Consider the following 14,308-nt stretch of genomic DNA (forward strand, 5'->3'; position numbering starts at 1 on the left):
CCGCGCCTGCGCCCATTGCTCACGCCGCCGAATGATGGCAACCAAAAGGAGAACAGACTCGACTTGCGACTGGCCCTAAGAAATGGGGCAGGTCACGCTCAACCAGGTGATGCGCGCCGCCGTGACCCGTTTGCAGCGTGTGGCTCAGGCCCCCGACAATCAGCGTATCCTGCGCGAGTTGGGCTTCGCCTATGCGGACGTGACCGAGGTTCCTATCCCTGCGCTGCGATGGGACCAAATCATACTGGATCGGAGCAATCAGCGGTGGCGCGAGCTTCTTTCCTTCGCGCGGCTCCTGCTTGGGGATCGACATCAGCAGACCAGTGCCGGGGCTGTGGATGGTCATGCTCTCTTGTTCGAGATGAATGCCTTGTTCGAGCAATACGTTGCCAGACTGGTCACCCGTGCTCTGGCCGGAAGCGGATACCGTGTCGCAGCGCAAGGCGGGCACCGTGACTGCCTTTTCGAAGCGGGTGCGGGGCGGTTTAGGACCAAGCCGGACCTCATCATCCGGCAGGGGGATCGAACCGTCCTCGTCATCGACACGAAATGGAAACGGATGGCGCCGCGCATCGACGACCCGAAGCAGGGTGTCAGCCAGGCCGATGTGTATCAATTGATGGCCTATAGCCAGCTCTACCGCTGCCCGGAGGTCATGCTGCTCTATCCACACCACGGTGATTTGCCGCCCGAGCCGATTTGTACCCGCTACGCAATCGCCAGCGACGGTGCCGAAGAGACCCTCCAGGTTGCGACCCTGGATGTCACCGGCCCTGCACATGCGCATATCGAAGCCCTGAAACACCTGTTAGCGCGGACCTTGCCTGCCGCGGTCGCAGCCTGAGCTCTTCTGAGGCAAGATACTCGCGTGGCAGCGACGTCTGGTGTGACCCGTCCGTCCCGAGCAAAACAATAGCGCCGCTCGGAAGACACCGGTCCGTCAGAAAACCTCATCGTCAATCGTGAGCCCGCACGCTAGAGGCGCCCGGCGATCCGGAGCGCATTGACCTCGACGAGCTCCGCAGTCTGCGCGACATATCCTGCTGTTGCACCCGGCAAGGCTGCGACCTCTTCGGTGACCTGGACGCGGTTGGCCACCAGACGATCGACGAGCTCCTGCACACGGTTCCGGACATCGGTCGGACGATAGCCGATCTCGCTGGCGATCGTCTCCCAATGCCGGCCTGCGATGCTATCGGCCGTACGCTTCTTGCCGGCGATGTTCTGGGCGAAGGCCTGGACCACATGGGGCCAGGCCAGCACCGAGGAAACATCGTAGAGGGGCGCGAGACGGGGCGGCTCGGCAAGCGGCAGGATCAGCGAATAGTTCTTCGCATGCGCGTCGGTGTTCGCGACGAGAATGTTGAAGATGACCTGATCGAGCAAGGCCAGCGCATCGCGCGCGCGGACATGCCGCCCGGTCTCAAGAAGGGTTCTCAGATCAAGCCCGGGCAGCGTGCCGCGCTCGTATTTCCGGCCCGGGGGCAGGCCGTTGGCCTGCGCGAAATCCTCCTGGTGGAGGCGCACCAGCTGGCCCTGGCGACCGAGCCTTCGGTCATAGCGCAGGACAGCGATCGCGCTGCGACCCTCGGCTTGCAGGATGGTCGCCTGCGCCGCCTCCAGCCCCAGGGCCGCAGCCATCCGAAGGCACCAGACCTCATTCTCGGTGATACCGGGCAGGTTGGGGTTGTCCGGCTTCAAGATCAGGGTAGAGGGCGCGCCGTGCAGGGGGACGGCCATGACATCGCCCGGTTCGGGCAGGCGCAGCACCGGCCTGCCATCGGAATCGAGCACCGCCAGCGCGGATTTCTTCTGGCCGCCGGCCAGCGATTGCCGCACGCCCTCCTCCCCGACGAGGAACGGTCGGCTGCCGAGATCCTCGAAATGGCGATCGAGCGCCGCGGGGGGGGTGTCGATGCCATAGAGATCGGTGAGCGGGCGATAGGCCCAACGGCTGCGGTCGGAGGCCAGCCCGAAGGACAGCGCGCCGGCCGTATCGCCGCCGATCCGTTCGAGCATGGCCAGCGCATCCGCCTGATCGAGGCCAAGGGAGCGGGTGAGGCTGCGGAGTTGTTCCTCTTCCGGCAAGAGGTTCGCGAGCCAGGGCGAGATGATTTCGGAAGTGTACGGGGCCGCGCGCAGAGGCATCGTGACCGACAGGGGAAAAGCGCCCGTCGTCTGCCGCCAGCGGTCCGCGTAGCGCAGCAAGAGCGCGCCATCTGAGGCCACCTCGACATCGGCCACGTGCAGCGCATCAAACCAGACCGGAACGGATCGCGTCACAGGTAGTCCCTGAGATCGTAGCCTTCCGCGGGGACGTCGCCACCGGTGCTGGCGGCATCTGCGGGATCCTCCAGCAAGGTCCTGATCGGCACCCGAAGCGCCGCCGCGATCTTCGCCAGCGTCGTCAGCCGGGCATCGCGCTTGCCCGTCTCGATCAGCGACAACGCGGGCGCGCTGATCCCGGTGAGGCGGGCAAGCTGCTCGAGCGTAAGGTCCTGATCCGCACGCAGCGCCCGGAGGCGTCGCCCGACATCGGCGAGCAGGTTCGGTTCGATCTCCATGGTCATCGCGATATGGTTTACCCTTTTCGATAAATATACCGGTGGATGTCCGGGATTTCAAGCCATCTTATCTTTATCAGTAAAATGGCGTCAGTCTTGCCAAAACAGACGGCTTATTACCGTATTCGATAAGAAAGATGATGCCAGTCAGGCCTCCCCACGGCCCAATGGCGCCTTGGTCGTCCCGCGCGATGCGCGCCGCGCCTTCGCAAATCCGCGATCCGTTGCGATGAAGCGCTCGAGCATGGGGACCACCAGCTTCTTCGGTTCGATCGGCCCCTGCCCCGCCTCTTGGCCGAGGATTTCCCCATAGGCGATCAGGTCCCGATGGAGTTCTGCGGGCAATTCCACGGTCAGCTTCACAGGCTTGTCGTCCGGGATCGGACCGAGTTTCAGCTTGGTCATGTCAACCTCCGGATGGCGCGAAGACGAGATCGCGCGTGACGATCACGCGGACGGGGAAGCCCGGGCGGATGGTGAGGGTCGGCGGGACCTCCAGCTGGCGCTGGACGATGCGCTGGCCAGCCTCGTTAATCGTGTCGAGGGCTCCGTCGCGGAGCGCGCGGGCGAGGCGGTCTTCCTCATCGAGGGAGAGTTCCGCGCCGACTGCGAGCAGGGTCGAAAGCCCCGCCGCGCGCAAGATGCTGCCCCAGTGATTGTCGACGCGGTCCTCGAGACCGGCAAAACCCGCGGCATCGGCACCGGGTTGGCGTTCCAGGACGAGAGATCGCCCATCGGGGAAGATCAGCCGATTCCAGACGAGGAGTACGCGACGCTGGCCGACGGTCACGCTGTCGTCGTAGGCGCCGATCAGGCGCGTGCCCTGCGGTATGAGGAGCAGGCTGCCGGTTGGGCTGTCATAGACGTTCTGTGTGACCTGCGCGGTGATCTGGCCGGGCAGGTCGGAGCGGATGCCGGTGATCAGGGCGGCCGGGATGACGGAGCCGGCCTGCAGCAGCCAGGGCGAGGCAGGGCGCTGCACGCGGTCAGGTGCGACCATTCGGCGGTCGGTCGGCGCGGTCAGGAAGGCCTGACGTGGATCGGTTTCCGGCGTCGCGGCCAACCCGCGCCCCGGTGCCGCAGGCGGCATCTGGAACCCCGTGGATGCTGGCGCTCCGGGCCGCGTCTGGAAGAAGAGATCACTGACCCGGGCGGCCTCCAAATCCGCAAGACGCTGCTGTTCCGCCGGATCCATGGTGGGGGGCGCGAGGTTCGGCGCTGCGACAGGCTGGCCGCGTCGCTGCGCGTCGAGGATGCCGCCGCCAAGGTCGCCCGGCAGGGGTGGTCCGAGCCGGGGAATGGCGTCGTAACTGCCAGGCAGATCGCGGAGGCCATCGGCGGGCTGGCGGCGGTCCGTGGTGATCAGTTCTACCGGGGTCGCAGTCCGGTCCGGACGTTGCAGGCCGTAGATCAGCGCCGCACCGATGCCGAGGCCCGCGACGACGCCGAGCCCGATGATCACCTTGCGCGAAATCCGCGTGACGCGCGGTGGATCGGCACGCAGGCGCATGGCGGCAGCGGTTTCGGTCGACGTCTCGCTCATGTCCCTTGCTCCGCATCGTGCCGCACCTCCGTCGCCTCGGTCTGGGGTTCGATTCGCAGGATGCGGACCACCTCCTGCCGGGGACCGCGCCCGAGGCGCAGCTCGGCCGCACCGAAGAGCCGGTCGACGATGAGCACATTGCCGTGGATCCGCGAGTTGACGATCTCCAACTCGCCATCGGAGCCCAGCACGAAGAGCGGTGGCATCTCGCCCTGGGCGATGCCGCGCGGGAAGACGACATAGACCCGTCGGCCGTCGTCGAAGACCGAGACCGGTCGCCAGGGCGGGCTGTCGCCCTGCAGTCCGTAGCGATGGTTGCGCGCATGGGCTGGCGGAATGCGGGGCGTGGTGGCGGCAAAGCGCGGCGTCTCGGGCGCACGCGGATAAGCCCAGGAGATGGCGGGCATCCAGGTCTCTTCGCTGGCATTGAGTTCGATCAGATAGGTCCGCCGGTCGGTGGAGATCACGAGGTTCGTGCTGATATCGGGCCGCGTGGGTTTCACGAGAACGAGGACACGGGTGTCGCGGCCCGCGCCGCTTTCGGTGTCGCCGATGATCCAGCGCGCGGTGTCGCCCGCGGCGATGGGGCCGGTGCCGGCGAGGCGTTCGCCGGGTTCGAGCGCGATGGTCGTGATCTGACCCGGAGCGGCGTAGACCTGATAGAGTGCGCCCTCGGACCAGGGGTAGATCTGGATCGCGTTGAAATACCCCGCCTGCCGCGGTTCGACGCGGGCGGCGGCATTGGCATTGCCGACCTGGGCGACCGGTGTGGCGGCGGCCTCGCCGCCCCGGCTGGGGGTCCAGGCGGGCGGGACATGGAGCGGCCGGGGTCGGTCATCGGGTGCCGTCACGGGCGGCGATGGCAAGGGCGGGACCGCGTCGTCATAGGCAAAGTCAGGCGGGCGGTCGCTGGCGCAGCCTGCCAGAAGCGTGGAGGTCAAAAGAACAGTGGGCAGGATTGATCGGGTCATTGGCTCATCTCCCGCGACCAGTTGATCGCGTTCACGTAGATTCCGAGGGGGTTGGCGCGGAGGCGGTCCGCGGTGCGCGGCGGGTCGATCACGAGGGTCAGGATCGCGGTCCAGCGCTCAGTGCGGGCAAGCTGGCCGTTCTCGTAGTGCCGCTCGGACCAGGCCACCCGGAAACTGTCGGGCGAAGCGCGGATGACACTCGAGACCTCAACCGAGACCTGGTCCTCGCCGACCCGCGTGAAGGGATCGTTGGCGCGGGCATGATCGTTCAGCGCCAGCGCGCCGCGGTCGGTGGTGAACTCATAGGCGCGGAGCCAGTTCTGCCGGACGACAATGGGATCGGCCGGCAGGCCCCGGACCTCCTCGATGAACCGGGCAAGATGCCAGGCGATCTGCGGATCACTCGGGCGATAGCCGGCGCTTGCCGCCTCAACGGCGCGCGCCTCGCCGTGCCGGTCGATCTCGACAACGTAAGGCACAACGGTCCCGCGCGCCGATTGCCAGACCAGCGCGGTCGCGAAACCGCCGGCGAGGATCAGGCAGCCGAAGGCCATGAGGCGCCAGTTCTTCGCCTGCACCCGGGCGGAGCCGATGCGCTCGTCCCAGACCTGGGCCGCCTTCTGGTAGGGGGTCTCGGGGTCCGGAGTCTTGCCGTAATGCGCGGCGGCGCGTTTGAAGAGGCTCATGGGCGGTCACTTTCGGAAAGGGAAACGGAGGCACCGGAGCCGGGACTGTCCCCGGCGCGCAGCGCATGGGTGGCGGCGGAAACGCCATGGCTCATTGCCTGGCTGCGGCGCATGGAGCGCGCCCAGGACGGTGGATTATCCGCGGGGGCGGACATGGCGGTCGACGCGCCTGTCCCGCTGCCGAGCGAGGAGGTGCCGCCGGTGGCGGCGAAGCCCGCGCGGGAACCGTCGGCGTGGCTCGCCTTGACCGCATCGGAGGCCGAGGCGGCGGCGCGGCGCAGGGGCGATGCGGCGGCAGACCCAGCGGCTCGGGCCACACCGCCGAGACCGGAAGCAACGCTTGCGGCCCCAGTCTGGCCCATCGCTCCGAGACTGTAGGCGGTGGAGGCCGCGCCAGTGGCTGCAGCGGCCCCGCGCGTGGCGGCGGCCCCGCCCGAGGCCAGCGCCCCGGCCCCGCGGGCGCCGAGCAGGGCCCCGCCACCCGCCGCGACGGCGGCGCCGCCCACGGCGAGCCCGGTGCCGACGGCGGCCCCCGCGCCCAGTTGCGGCCCGCCCGAGACGAGGCCGGTGGCGATGCCGGGGCCAAAGATGCCGAGACCGAGGAGCGAAAGCGCCGCCAGAACGATCGCCATGGCCTCATCGATCGTGGGCGTCACGCCCCCGAACCCGGCGGTGAACTGGCCGAAAAGCGTCGAGCCGATGCCAATGATCACCGCCAGCACCAGCACCTTGATGCCGGAGGAGACGACATTGCCCAGCACCCGCTCGGCCATGAAAGCGGTCTTGCCGAAGAGGCCGAAGGGGATCAGCACGAAGCCCGCAAGCGTCGTCAGCTTGAACTCGATCAGCGTGACGAAAAGCTGCACCGCGAGCAGAAAGAAGGCGAGCAGCACCAGCGCCCAGGCGAAGAGCAGGCAGGCGATCTGGATGAAGTTCTCGAAGAAGGCGACGAAGCCCATGAGATCGGCGGTGGATTCCAGAAGCGGCCGCCCGGCATCGAGCCCGGTCTGCGCTACCCGGCCGGGACGCAGGAGATCGGCGGGCGAAAACCCGGTGCCGGAGGCGAGCAGCCCCAATCCCGCGAAGCTGTCGAAGACGATGGCGGCGAGGCTGTTCCAGTTGGAGATGAGCCAGGCGAAGACCCCAACGAAGAGGGTCTTTTTCACAAGGCGGGCGATGATGTCATCCTCTGCGCCCCAGGCCCAGAAGAGGGCCGCCAGCGTCACGTCGATCACGATCAACGTGCTGGCGATGAAGGCGACCTCGCCGCCCAGAAGCCCGAAACCGCTGTCGATATAGGAGGTGAAGACCCCGAGGAAGGTATCGATGACGCCGGTGCCGCCCATGGCTCACTCTGCCCCGGTCCGGTCACGCCCGAGGAAGCGGTCGCGGGTTTCGGCCCAGACGGCGAGGCAGTCCGGATCGGAAGCCGCGGCCTCGCCCAGTTCCTGGCAGCGCCGTTGTTCAGCCCGCAAGGGATCAGGCTCAGGCGCGACCAGCACTGTCGGGCGCACTGCCTGCCCCGCCTTATCCCGACCCATCTCCACCAGTGCCGCGGTGATCGCGATAGCGACAAAGACGATGGCCGCGATGCGGGCTAGAACCGATCCCTCCATGGTTCCGCCCCCTTCAGTTGTTGAACATCCGGGCATTGCCGGGCTGGTAACCCGCGCCCGGGGTGAGGAAGCGCTCGCGCTGGACACGGCCCTGTTCGGCGGCGGCAGACCGCTCGGCCTCGACGAGCGCGGTGGCGCGGCCATTGGCGGCCACAACCGCGATCAGGTCGGCGATCTGCTGGGATTGCAGCGCCAGGAGCTGGTTGCCCGCCTGGGTCGCCTGCAGGGCACCGACGGCGGATTGGCTTTCGCCGACAAGGGCGGAGAGTTCGGCGCGCTGGCCGTCGAGATTGCCGACGACGCCCGCCTGCACGCGCAGGGCGTCCTGCAGCCCGCCGACGGTGTTTTTCCAGCGGGAGCGGGCATCGGCCAGAAGCTGCGCCTCGGGCGCGGCCATGGGGATGTTCGCGTAGTCCTGTTGGAAGACCTGGTCGATCTGCGAGACATCGAAGGCGATGTTCTGCGCCTGAAACAGGAGCTGCCGGGTCCGGTCGACATTCTGCTGAAGCGCCTGCAGCGAGGAGTACGGCAGGCTCGCAAGATTGCGGGCCTGGTTCATCAGCATCTGCGCCTCGTTCTGCAGCTGGGTGATCTGGTTGTTGATCTGCTCGAGCGCCCGGGCGGCGGAGAGGATGTTCTCGGCGTGATTGCGCGGGTCGTAGACGATGCGCCCGCCGCCACCGAAGAAGAAGGCATGGGCCGGCGTCGCGAAGATCGGCGAAAGCCCGATGGGGGCTGCGAGCGTCAGGGCGAGCGCGGAGGCGCTGGCGAGCTTGGTCAACCGATGAGCGGTATGGGTCATGGGATGGTCTCCTCTGCTGGTTCGGGGGCTTGGGGGATCGGGGCGTCCGGCACCTCTGGTTCCGGTGCGAGATTGGTGAGGTCGGGAATCAGCTCGGCGGCCCAGCCGACCCCACGGGCCTCGAGCCAGGCGGCAAGAAATGCGTCGCGCCCATGCTCTGCGAGGATTTCCGAGATCAGCGCCTGGTCGGATTTGGACGAAGCTGCACAGAGCGCAAGTCCGACTTCCGAGAGGCCCAGCTCGAAAAGCCGGTTGCCGCGCCGCGACTGGCAATAGTAGTCGCGCTTGGGCGTGGCCCGGGCGAGGATTTCGATCTGGCGGTCATTGAGGCCAAAACGGCGGTAGATCGCGGTGATCTGCGGCTCGATGGCCCGTTCGTTGGGGAGAAGCAGCCGTGTCGGGCAGCTTTCGATGATTGCGGGCGCGATGGCGGAGGCGTCGATGTCCGAGAGCGACTGGGTCGCGAAGATCACCGAGGCGTTCTTCTTGCGCAGGGTCTTCAGCCATTCGCGGAGCTGGCCCGCGAAGCCCTCGTCATCGAGCGCAAGCCAGCCCTCGTCGATGATCAGGAGCGTCGGCCGGCCGTCGAGCCGGTCGCCGATGCGGTGGAAGAGATAGGAGAGGACCGCGGGGGCCGCGGCGGTGCCGACGAGCCCTTCGATCTCGAAGGCCTGGACCGAGGCCGCGCCAAGCTCTTCGATCTCGGCGTCCAAGAGTCGCCCATGGGCGCCGCCGAGGCAATAGGGCCGCAGCGCCTGTTTCAGGTCGGTGGATTGCAGCAGGACGGCGAGACCGGTGATCGTGCGTTCGCCGACCGGGGCCGAGGCCAGCGAGGTCAGCGCGGACCAGAGATGCTCCTTCACCTCGGGTGTGATGGCGATGCCTTCGCGGGCGAGGATCCCGCCGATCCAGCCTGCGGCCCAGCTCCGCTCGGCGGGATCGTCGATCCGGGCGAGTGGCTGCAGGGAGACCGGGGCTTCCGCACCCTCGGTCAGCTCGCCGCCGAGATCATGCCAATCGCCGCCCATGGCCAGCGTGGCCACACGGATCGAGCCCCCGAAATCGAAGGCGAAGACTTGGCTCCGCCGATAGCGGCGGAACTGCAGCGCCATGAGGGCGAGCAGCACGGATTTGCCCGCCCCGGTGGGACCGACGACCAGCGTATGGCCCACATCGCCCACGTGGAGCGAGAGACGAAACGGTGTCGCGCCCTCGGTCTTGCCGTAGAGCAGCGGCGGGCCGTCGAAATGCGTGTCCCGCTCCTCCCCCGCCCAGACGGCGGAGAGCGGGATCATATGGGCCAGGTTCAGGGTGGAGATCGGCGGCTGGCGCACATTGGCGTAAGCCTGCCCCGGCAGCGAGCCGAGCCAGGCATCGACGGCATTGACCGTCTCGACCATGGCGGTGAAGTCCCTGCCCTGCAGGACCTTCTCGACCAGGCGCAGTTTCTCGTCGGCGCGGCGCGGGTCTTCGTCCCAGACGATGAGCGTCGCCGTGACATAGGCCTCGCCCGCGACATCGGCGCCGAGTTCCTGCAGCGCCATATCGGCATCGGCGGCCTTGTTGGCGGCATCGGTGTCGACCAGCGCCGATTGCTCGTTGGTCATCACCTCCTTCAGGATCGCGGCGATGGATTTGCGCTTGGCGAACCATTGGCGGCGGATGCGCGCGACCATCCGCGCGGCCTCCATCTTGTCCATCAGGATCGCGCGGGTCGCCCAGCGATAGGGAAAGGCCAGCCGGTTGAGATCATCGAGGACCCCGGGCGTGGTGGCGGTCGGAAAGCCCGAGAGGGTGAGAACGCGCAGATGGGCGCTCCCGAGCCGGGGCTCGAGCCCGCCGGTCAGCGGCTGGTCGGCCAGGAGCGCGTCGAGATAGGCCGGGGTTTCCGGCACGCGGACGCGGTGGGCCCGCGTCGAGATGGTGGAATGCAGATAGGTCAGCGTCTCGCTGTCACCGAGCCAGCGGCATTCGGGCATGATGCCGTCGAAGAGCGCCAGCACACGGTCGGTGCGGTCGATGAAGCCGCGCAGCACCTCGCCCGCATCGATCCCCGCCGTCTCGCGCCCTTCGTAGAGCCAGGTCTCGGCCCGCGCGGCCTCTTCGGCGGGTGGCAGGTAGAGGAAGGTCAGGAGATACTTCGACTGGAAATGCGCCCCCTGCTCGGCAAACCCCGCGCGGCGTTCGGCATCGAGGAGCGCCGAGGCCGGGTCGGGAAAGCCGCTGTCGGGATACTCGGCCGCCGCCACCCGCTGCGCCTCGACGAAGATCGCCCAGCCCGAGCCAAGACGGCGAACGGCGTTGTTGATGCGCCCCGCCACCGCCACGAGTTCCGCCGCGACCGCGCTGTCGAGATCGGGGCCGCGGAACCGGGCCGAGCGCTGCAGGCTGCCATCCTTGTTCAGCACCACGCCGGGCGCGACCAGCGCCGCCCAGGGCAGGTAATCCGCCAGCCGCGTCCCTTTCCGGCGATACTCCGCGAGGTTCATCATGGTGCTGCCTCAGACCTCCAGATGACCGGGAAGGCGCAGATGCCGACGGCCGACCTCGACAAAGAGTGGATCGCGCCGCGCGGCCCAGACCGCCACCGCATGACCCAGGAGCCCGATGACGATCCCGGCGACCCAGAGCTGCAGCCCGAGCCCGATAGCCCCGGCCAGCGTGCCGTTCAGGATCGCGAAGGCCCGCGGCGCGCCCGCCAGCAGGATCGGCTCGGTCAGCGCCCGGTGGACCGGGACAGTGAAGCCCGGCACGTCCGCCAACTGCTCGAAGGTTGGCCATTCGCTACCGCTCATGGCGTTCCTCCCTCGCGGCTGTCCACTGGAAAGCCGCGTTCTCCTGCGGTGAATCGGTCGTCACCATCAGATCAATGCCCCGCCGCCGAAGCTGAAGAAGCTCAGGAAGAAGGAACTCGCCGCGAAGGCGATGGAGATGCCGAAGACGATCTGGATCAGGCGGCGGAACCCCCCGGAGGTGTCGCCGAAGGCCAGCGTCAGGCCGGTGACGATGATGATGATCACCGCGATGATCTTGGCGACCGGACCCTCGATCGACTCGAGGATCGATTGCAGCGGTGCTTCCCAGGGCATGGAGGACCCGGCCGCCCGGGCGGTTCCGGCCAGCATCAGGGTGACAGTTGCGTAGGTGACGGCATGGGCGGCCTGCGCGCGCAGCCGGTCAAGGTTTCGGGTCATGAAGATTCTCCTGTGTCGGTGTCCGTCCCGGTCGGCAGCGCCGCCGGGGTGATGCGGTAGTCACCGTCCGATCCCAGCCCGTCGACGCGGGCGAGTTCGGCGAGGTGTCGGCTGGCCCCGCGCCCGGAGAGGACGGCGATGAGATCGATGGTTTCGGCGATCAGGGCGCGCGGCACGGTCACCACCGCCTCCTGGATGAGCTGCTCCATCCGGCGCAGGGCCCCCAAGGCGGAGCCCGCATGGATGGTGCCGATCCCGCCCGGATGGCCCGTGCCCCAGGCCTTCAAGAGGTCCAGCGCCTCGGCCCCGCGCACCTCGCCGATCGGAATCCGGTCGGGGCGCAGGCGGAGCGAGGAACGGACGAGATCGGAAAGCGAGGCGACGCCGTCCTTGGTGCGCAGGGCGACGAGGTTGGGTGCTGTGCATTGCAGCTCGCGCGTATCCTCTATGATCACGACGCGGTCCGACGATCCGGCCACTTCCGCCAGGAGCGCATTGGTCAGCGTCGTCTTGCCGGTGGAGGTGCCACCCGCCACGAGGATATTGGCCCGCGCAGCGACACCTTCGCGCAACAGCGCCGCCTGAGACTCGGTCATGATGCCGGACGCGACGTAATCGGCGAGCGTGAAAACCGCGACGGCAGGCTTGCGGATCGCGAAACAGGGTGCGGTGACCACGGGCGGCAGGAGCCCTTCGAAGCGCTCGCCGGTTTCGGGCAGTTCGGCCGAGACGCGCGGGCGCGCGGCATGCACCTCGGCCCCGACATGATGGGCGACGAGGCGCACGATCCGTTCGCCATCGGCGGGGGATAGCGTGGCCCCGGTATCGGAGAGCCCCTCGGAGAGCCGGTCGACCCAGAGCCGCCCGTCGGGATTGAGCAGGACCTCGACAATCGTCGGGTCTTCCAGAAACCCGGCGATGGCGGGCCCAAGCGCCGTGCGCAGCATCCGCGCGCCGCGCGCCATCGCATCCGGTTTCCGAGCTGCCTCTGCCATGCTGTCCCCGTTCCGTGAATGGCCGCCGACGGGCGGACCTGGATCGGGTCCATCAAGAAAACCGGAAACCCGCTTGGCTCAACAGCTCTTCAAGGGGCGTAGGGCTCTGGCGCGCAAAGACAGGGAAAAGGGCTGGAGGCGATCGAACCTCCACCGCGCGGCCCATCTTGCCTTTTGGCACATAATATCTATACTGATGCCAAAGGAGAATACCATGCAGTTCGCCACGGTCCAGCCCGTCCTCGCGCGCTCCGACCTTCCCGTCATCACCGACGAGGAGGCCGCGGCGCTGGCGCGCACCACCGTCAACCTGTTCCGCGGCTGGGAGCTGACGGATGCGGAAGCCCGCACATTGCTCGGCGACATGGCGCAGCGGACCTGGGCGCGGTGGAAGACCGGCGATATCGGCCGGATCGACCGCGACCTCCGCGCGCGGATGGCAATCCTGATGGGCATCCACAAGGCGCTCCGCTATCTCTTCGCCGACCCTGCCCGGGGCTATGCCTGGATCCGCAAGCCGAACGCCGCCTTCGCGGGCCGAAGCGCGCTGGACGTCATGCTCCGCGGCGAGATCACCGACCTGATCGACCTGCGCGCCTATCTCGACGCCGAACGGGGTGCCTGGTGAATGTGCCTGTCCGGCGCGTGAGCTGGTCGCGCACGGTTCGCATCATCCGCTCGATCCACCCGCCCATCGACCTCTTCGAGGATATCGCCGATCCCGCTGACTGGGAGGCGCTGGCTTCGGCCGAGGCCAAGTTCAACCCGCGCATCCGCGAGAGCATCGGCGATCTGTCCAAGGTCCCGTTGGCCCGGCGCGTGACCGGCCCCGGCGCCAGCTGGGTCATGGCGCCTTTCGTGCATTGCTCGCCGCTCCGGCCCGGACGGTTCTCGGATGGCAGTTTCGGCCTCTACTACGCGGGCGACCGCACCGAGGTGGCGATCGCCGAGACCATCCACCACCACGCCCGCTTCATGCGCGCCACGGACGAAGCGCCCGGCTGGACCTCGCAATTCCGTGAGCTGATCGGCTCGGTCGACACCGATCTCGATGACGCCACGGGCCGCGCCGATCTGCTGGATCCGGACGACTACCACGCGTCCCAGGTCTTCGGTGCCGAGCGCCGTGCGGCCGGGTCGAACGGCATCACCTGGCCCAGCGTGCGCTTTCCCGAGGGGCAATGCATCGCCGTCTTCTGGCCCGATGTGATCCCGATCCCGACCCACGGGGCGCATTTTGCGTATCACTGGAACGGCACGGCAGTCGACTATGTGAAGCGGCTGGATAACGGGGAGGTATTGCGCGTCTTGTGACGCTGTAAGGCCAAAGGGGAGAGGCCGTATGGAGATTCTTGGCTTCGTTTCTTGAACAGAGAAAGATCAACAGGACGTTTTCGAATTTATAGCCGTTAATCCCGCTAGGCCATCGCCCGTTCGAGCCTCTGCTTCCGGCGTTCCCAATCTGGCATCACCTTGTCGAGCAGTTCGAAGAACTTTGCGCCATGATGTGGCTCGGCTACGTGGCAAAGCTCGTGAGTGATCACGTAATCGATTGCGTCGACCGGCGCCTGTACGAGGCGACGGTTCAGCAGCAGGCGTCCTGCCGGAGACATGGATCCCCACCTCTGCCGAGTCTGACGCACGATAAGACCCTTTGGCCGGAATGCCTCGGGGTCCGGGAAGTGGCCAAGACAGAGCTCGATCCGCTCCGGAAACTTGATGTGGGCCCGGTCTCGATACCATGCCTCGACCAGTTCGCGCGTCACCTCCGGCCTGGTCGGCCGGTGTGTCTGCACAACGATAAAGCCGCGGATCAACTTTACGCTTTCCTGGACATGCGGGGTAAGCATGCGCCGAAGGCCGTCTTGGATCAGGTGTTTTTCTCGTGTTCCATGATCGTTTCGATGACGTCTGGGTCACACTGTTCGCCGATGAGG

General features: G+C 67.4%; 17 protein-coding genes. 3 read left to right on the plus strand and 14 right to left on the minus strand.

What is annotated here, in order from left to right; all coding sequences use genetic code 11:
- The first annotated feature begins 82 nt into the window (after window positions 1–82).
- On the plus strand, window positions 83–844 hold the full coding sequence (locus tag GGR17_RS19595; RefSeq protein ID WP_054538623.1) for an McrC family protein: 762 nt from the start codon (window positions 83–85) through the stop codon (window positions 842–844).
- A 131-nt stretch (window positions 845–975) separates the two neighbouring features.
- Here GGR17_RS19595 and GGR17_RS19600 read toward each other — a convergent pair whose 3' ends face one another.
- The 13 genes from GGR17_RS19600 to trbB form a co-directional block, all read right to left on the minus strand.
- Window positions 976–2,283, minus strand: a complete 1,308-nt coding sequence (locus tag GGR17_RS19600) for a type II toxin-antitoxin system HipA family toxin (RefSeq protein WP_054538622.1) — start codon at window positions 2,281–2,283, stop codon at window positions 976–978.
- A complete protein-coding gene (locus GGR17_RS19605) occupies window positions 2,280–2,570 on the minus strand; it encodes a helix-turn-helix domain-containing protein (protein WP_054538621.1) in 291 nt (96 codons plus the stop codon). Before GGR17_RS19605 ends, GGR17_RS19600 begins: the two co-directional genes overlap by 4 nt.
- Before the next feature lie 141 nt (window positions 2,571–2,711).
- On the minus strand, window positions 2,712–2,969 hold the full coding sequence (locus GGR17_RS19610) for a DUF2274 domain-containing protein (protein WP_054538620.1): 258 nt from the start codon (window positions 2,967–2,969) through the stop codon (window positions 2,712–2,714).
- Window position 2,970: 1 nt separating this feature from the next.
- The gene (locus GGR17_RS19615; RefSeq protein ID WP_054538619.1) at window positions 2,971–4,107 is read right to left on the minus strand and encodes a TrbI/VirB10 family protein; all 1,137 of its coding nucleotides are present in this window, start codon (window positions 4,105–4,107) and stop codon (window positions 2,971–2,973) included.
- Window positions 4,104–5,078: a P-type conjugative transfer protein TrbG gene (gene trbG / locus GGR17_RS19620; protein ID WP_054538618.1), complete on the minus strand. Its 975-nt coding sequence runs from the start codon at window positions 5,076–5,078 to the stop codon at window positions 4,104–4,106. The genes GGR17_RS19615 and trbG overlap by 4 nt, the downstream gene beginning before the upstream one ends.
- Window positions 5,075–5,764 (minus strand): conjugal transfer protein TrbF, encoded by a 690-nt coding sequence (trbF, locus tag GGR17_RS19625; RefSeq protein WP_054538617.1) that lies wholly within the window; start codon window positions 5,762–5,764, stop codon window positions 5,075–5,077. Before trbF ends, trbG begins: the two co-directional genes overlap by 4 nt.
- Window positions 5,761–7,110: a P-type conjugative transfer protein TrbL gene (trbL, locus tag GGR17_RS19630; RefSeq protein WP_054538616.1), complete on the minus strand. Its 1,350-nt coding sequence runs from the start codon at window positions 7,108–7,110 to the stop codon at window positions 5,761–5,763. Before trbL ends, trbF begins: the two co-directional genes overlap by 4 nt.
- A gap of 3 nt (window positions 7,111–7,113) precedes the next feature.
- Entirely contained in the window at window positions 7,114–7,380 is a 267-nt protein-coding gene (gene trbK-alt / locus GGR17_RS19635; RefSeq protein WP_054538615.1) for a putative entry exclusion protein TrbK-alt, read from the minus strand.
- Window positions 7,381–7,393: 13 nt separating this feature from the next.
- The gene (trbJ, locus tag GGR17_RS19640; RefSeq protein ID WP_054538614.1) at window positions 7,394–8,182 is read right to left on the minus strand and encodes a P-type conjugative transfer protein TrbJ; all 789 of its coding nucleotides are present in this window, start codon (window positions 8,180–8,182) and stop codon (window positions 7,394–7,396) included.
- Window positions 8,179–10,674: a conjugal transfer protein TrbE gene (gene trbE, locus GGR17_RS19645; RefSeq protein WP_054538613.1), complete on the minus strand. Its 2,496-nt coding sequence runs from the start codon at window positions 10,672–10,674 to the stop codon at window positions 8,179–8,181. Before trbE ends, trbJ begins: the two co-directional genes overlap by 4 nt.
- Before the next feature lie 9 nt (window positions 10,675–10,683).
- Window positions 10,684–10,977: a VirB3 family type IV secretion system protein gene (locus tag GGR17_RS19650; RefSeq protein WP_054538612.1), complete on the minus strand. Its 294-nt coding sequence runs from the start codon at window positions 10,975–10,977 to the stop codon at window positions 10,684–10,686.
- 66 nt (window positions 10,978–11,043) lie between these two features.
- Window positions 11,044–11,376, minus strand: a complete 333-nt coding sequence (locus tag GGR17_RS19655) for a TrbC/VirB2 family protein (protein WP_054538611.1) — start codon at window positions 11,374–11,376, stop codon at window positions 11,044–11,046.
- Window positions 11,373–12,323: a P-type conjugative transfer ATPase TrbB gene (gene trbB, locus GGR17_RS19660; protein WP_456237036.1), complete on the minus strand. Its 951-nt coding sequence runs from the start codon at window positions 12,321–12,323 to the stop codon at window positions 11,373–11,375. The genes GGR17_RS19655 and trbB overlap by 4 nt, the downstream gene beginning before the upstream one ends.
- A gap of 262 nt (window positions 12,324–12,585) precedes the next feature.
- On the opposite strand from trbB, the gene GGR17_RS19665 reads away from it, so the two are divergent.
- Together GGR17_RS19665 and GGR17_RS19670 are read left to right on the plus strand one after the other, a co-directional pair.
- On the plus strand, window positions 12,586–12,999 hold the full coding sequence (locus GGR17_RS19665) for an MbcA/ParS/Xre antitoxin family protein (RefSeq protein WP_054540362.1): 414 nt from the start codon (window positions 12,586–12,588) through the stop codon (window positions 12,997–12,999).
- Window positions 12,996–13,685 (plus strand): RES family NAD+ phosphorylase, encoded by a 690-nt coding sequence (locus GGR17_RS19670; RefSeq protein WP_369817378.1) that lies wholly within the window; start codon window positions 12,996–12,998, stop codon window positions 13,683–13,685. The genes GGR17_RS19665 and GGR17_RS19670 overlap by 4 nt, the downstream gene beginning before the upstream one ends.
- Window positions 13,686–13,789: 104 nt before the next feature.
- On the opposite strand, the gene GGR17_RS19675 is transcribed toward GGR17_RS19670, so the two are convergent.
- Window positions 13,790–14,221 (minus strand): M48 family metallopeptidase, encoded by a 432-nt coding sequence (locus GGR17_RS19675; protein WP_255353408.1) that lies wholly within the window; start codon window positions 14,219–14,221, stop codon window positions 13,790–13,792.
- Between the last annotated feature and the right edge of the window lie 87 nt (window positions 14,222–14,308).

Source organism: Actibacterium naphthalenivorans, assembly GCF_014196965.1.
Classification (GTDB): Bacteria; Pseudomonadota; Alphaproteobacteria; order Rhodobacterales; family Rhodobacteraceae; genus Actibacterium_A; species Actibacterium_A naphthalenivorans.

What these genes read in the sequence shown, in the direction of transcription:
- trbJ (WP_054538614.1), bottom strand. Translation starts at nt 8,182, where the DNA reads ATGACCCATACCGCTCATCGGTTGACCAAGCTCGCCAGCGCCTCCGCG.
- GGR17_RS19675 (WP_255353408.1), bottom strand. Translation starts at nt 14,221, where the DNA reads ATGCTTACCCCGCATGTCCAGGAAAGCGTAAAGTTGATCCGCGGCTTT.
- trbE (WP_054538613.1), bottom strand. Translation starts at nt 10,674, where the DNA reads ATGATGAACCTCGCGGAGTATCGCCGGAAAGGGACGCGGCTGGCGGAT.
- GGR17_RS19595 (WP_054538623.1), top strand. Translation starts at nt 83, where the DNA reads ATGGGGCAGGTCACGCTCAACCAGGTGATGCGCGCCGCCGTGACCCGT.
- GGR17_RS19615 (WP_054538619.1), bottom strand. Translation starts at nt 4,107, where the DNA reads ATGAGCGAGACGTCGACCGAAACCGCTGCCGCCATGCGCCTGCGTGCC.
- GGR17_RS19610 (WP_054538620.1), bottom strand. Translation starts at nt 2,969, where the DNA reads ATGACCAAGCTGAAACTCGGTCCGATCCCGGACGACAAGCCTGTGAAG.
- trbF (WP_054538617.1), bottom strand. Translation starts at nt 5,764, where the DNA reads ATGAGCCTCTTCAAACGCGCCGCCGCGCATTACGGCAAGACTCCGGAC.
- trbG (WP_054538618.1), bottom strand. Translation starts at nt 5,078, where the DNA reads ATGACCCGATCAATCCTGCCCACTGTTCTTTTGACCTCCACGCTTCTG.
- trbL (WP_054538616.1), bottom strand. Translation starts at nt 7,110, where the DNA reads ATGGGCGGCACCGGCGTCATCGATACCTTCCTCGGGGTCTTCACCTCC.
- GGR17_RS19650 (WP_054538612.1), bottom strand. Translation starts at nt 10,977, where the DNA reads ATGAGCGGTAGCGAATGGCCAACCTTCGAGCAGTTGGCGGACGTGCCG.
- GGR17_RS19665 (WP_054540362.1), top strand. Translation starts at nt 12,586, where the DNA reads ATGCAGTTCGCCACGGTCCAGCCCGTCCTCGCGCGCTCCGACCTTCCC.
- GGR17_RS19605 (WP_054538621.1), bottom strand. Translation starts at nt 2,570, where the DNA reads ATGACCATGGAGATCGAACCGAACCTGCTCGCCGATGTCGGGCGACGC.
- GGR17_RS19655 (WP_054538611.1), bottom strand. Translation starts at nt 11,376, where the DNA reads ATGACCCGAAACCTTGACCGGCTGCGCGCGCAGGCCGCCCATGCCGTC.
- trbK-alt (WP_054538615.1), bottom strand. Translation starts at nt 7,380, where the DNA reads ATGGAGGGATCGGTTCTAGCCCGCATCGCGGCCATCGTCTTTGTCGCT.
- trbB (WP_456237036.1), bottom strand. Translation starts at nt 12,323, where the DNA reads ATGCTGCGCACGGCGCTTGGGCCCGCCATCGCCGGGTTTCTGGAAGAC.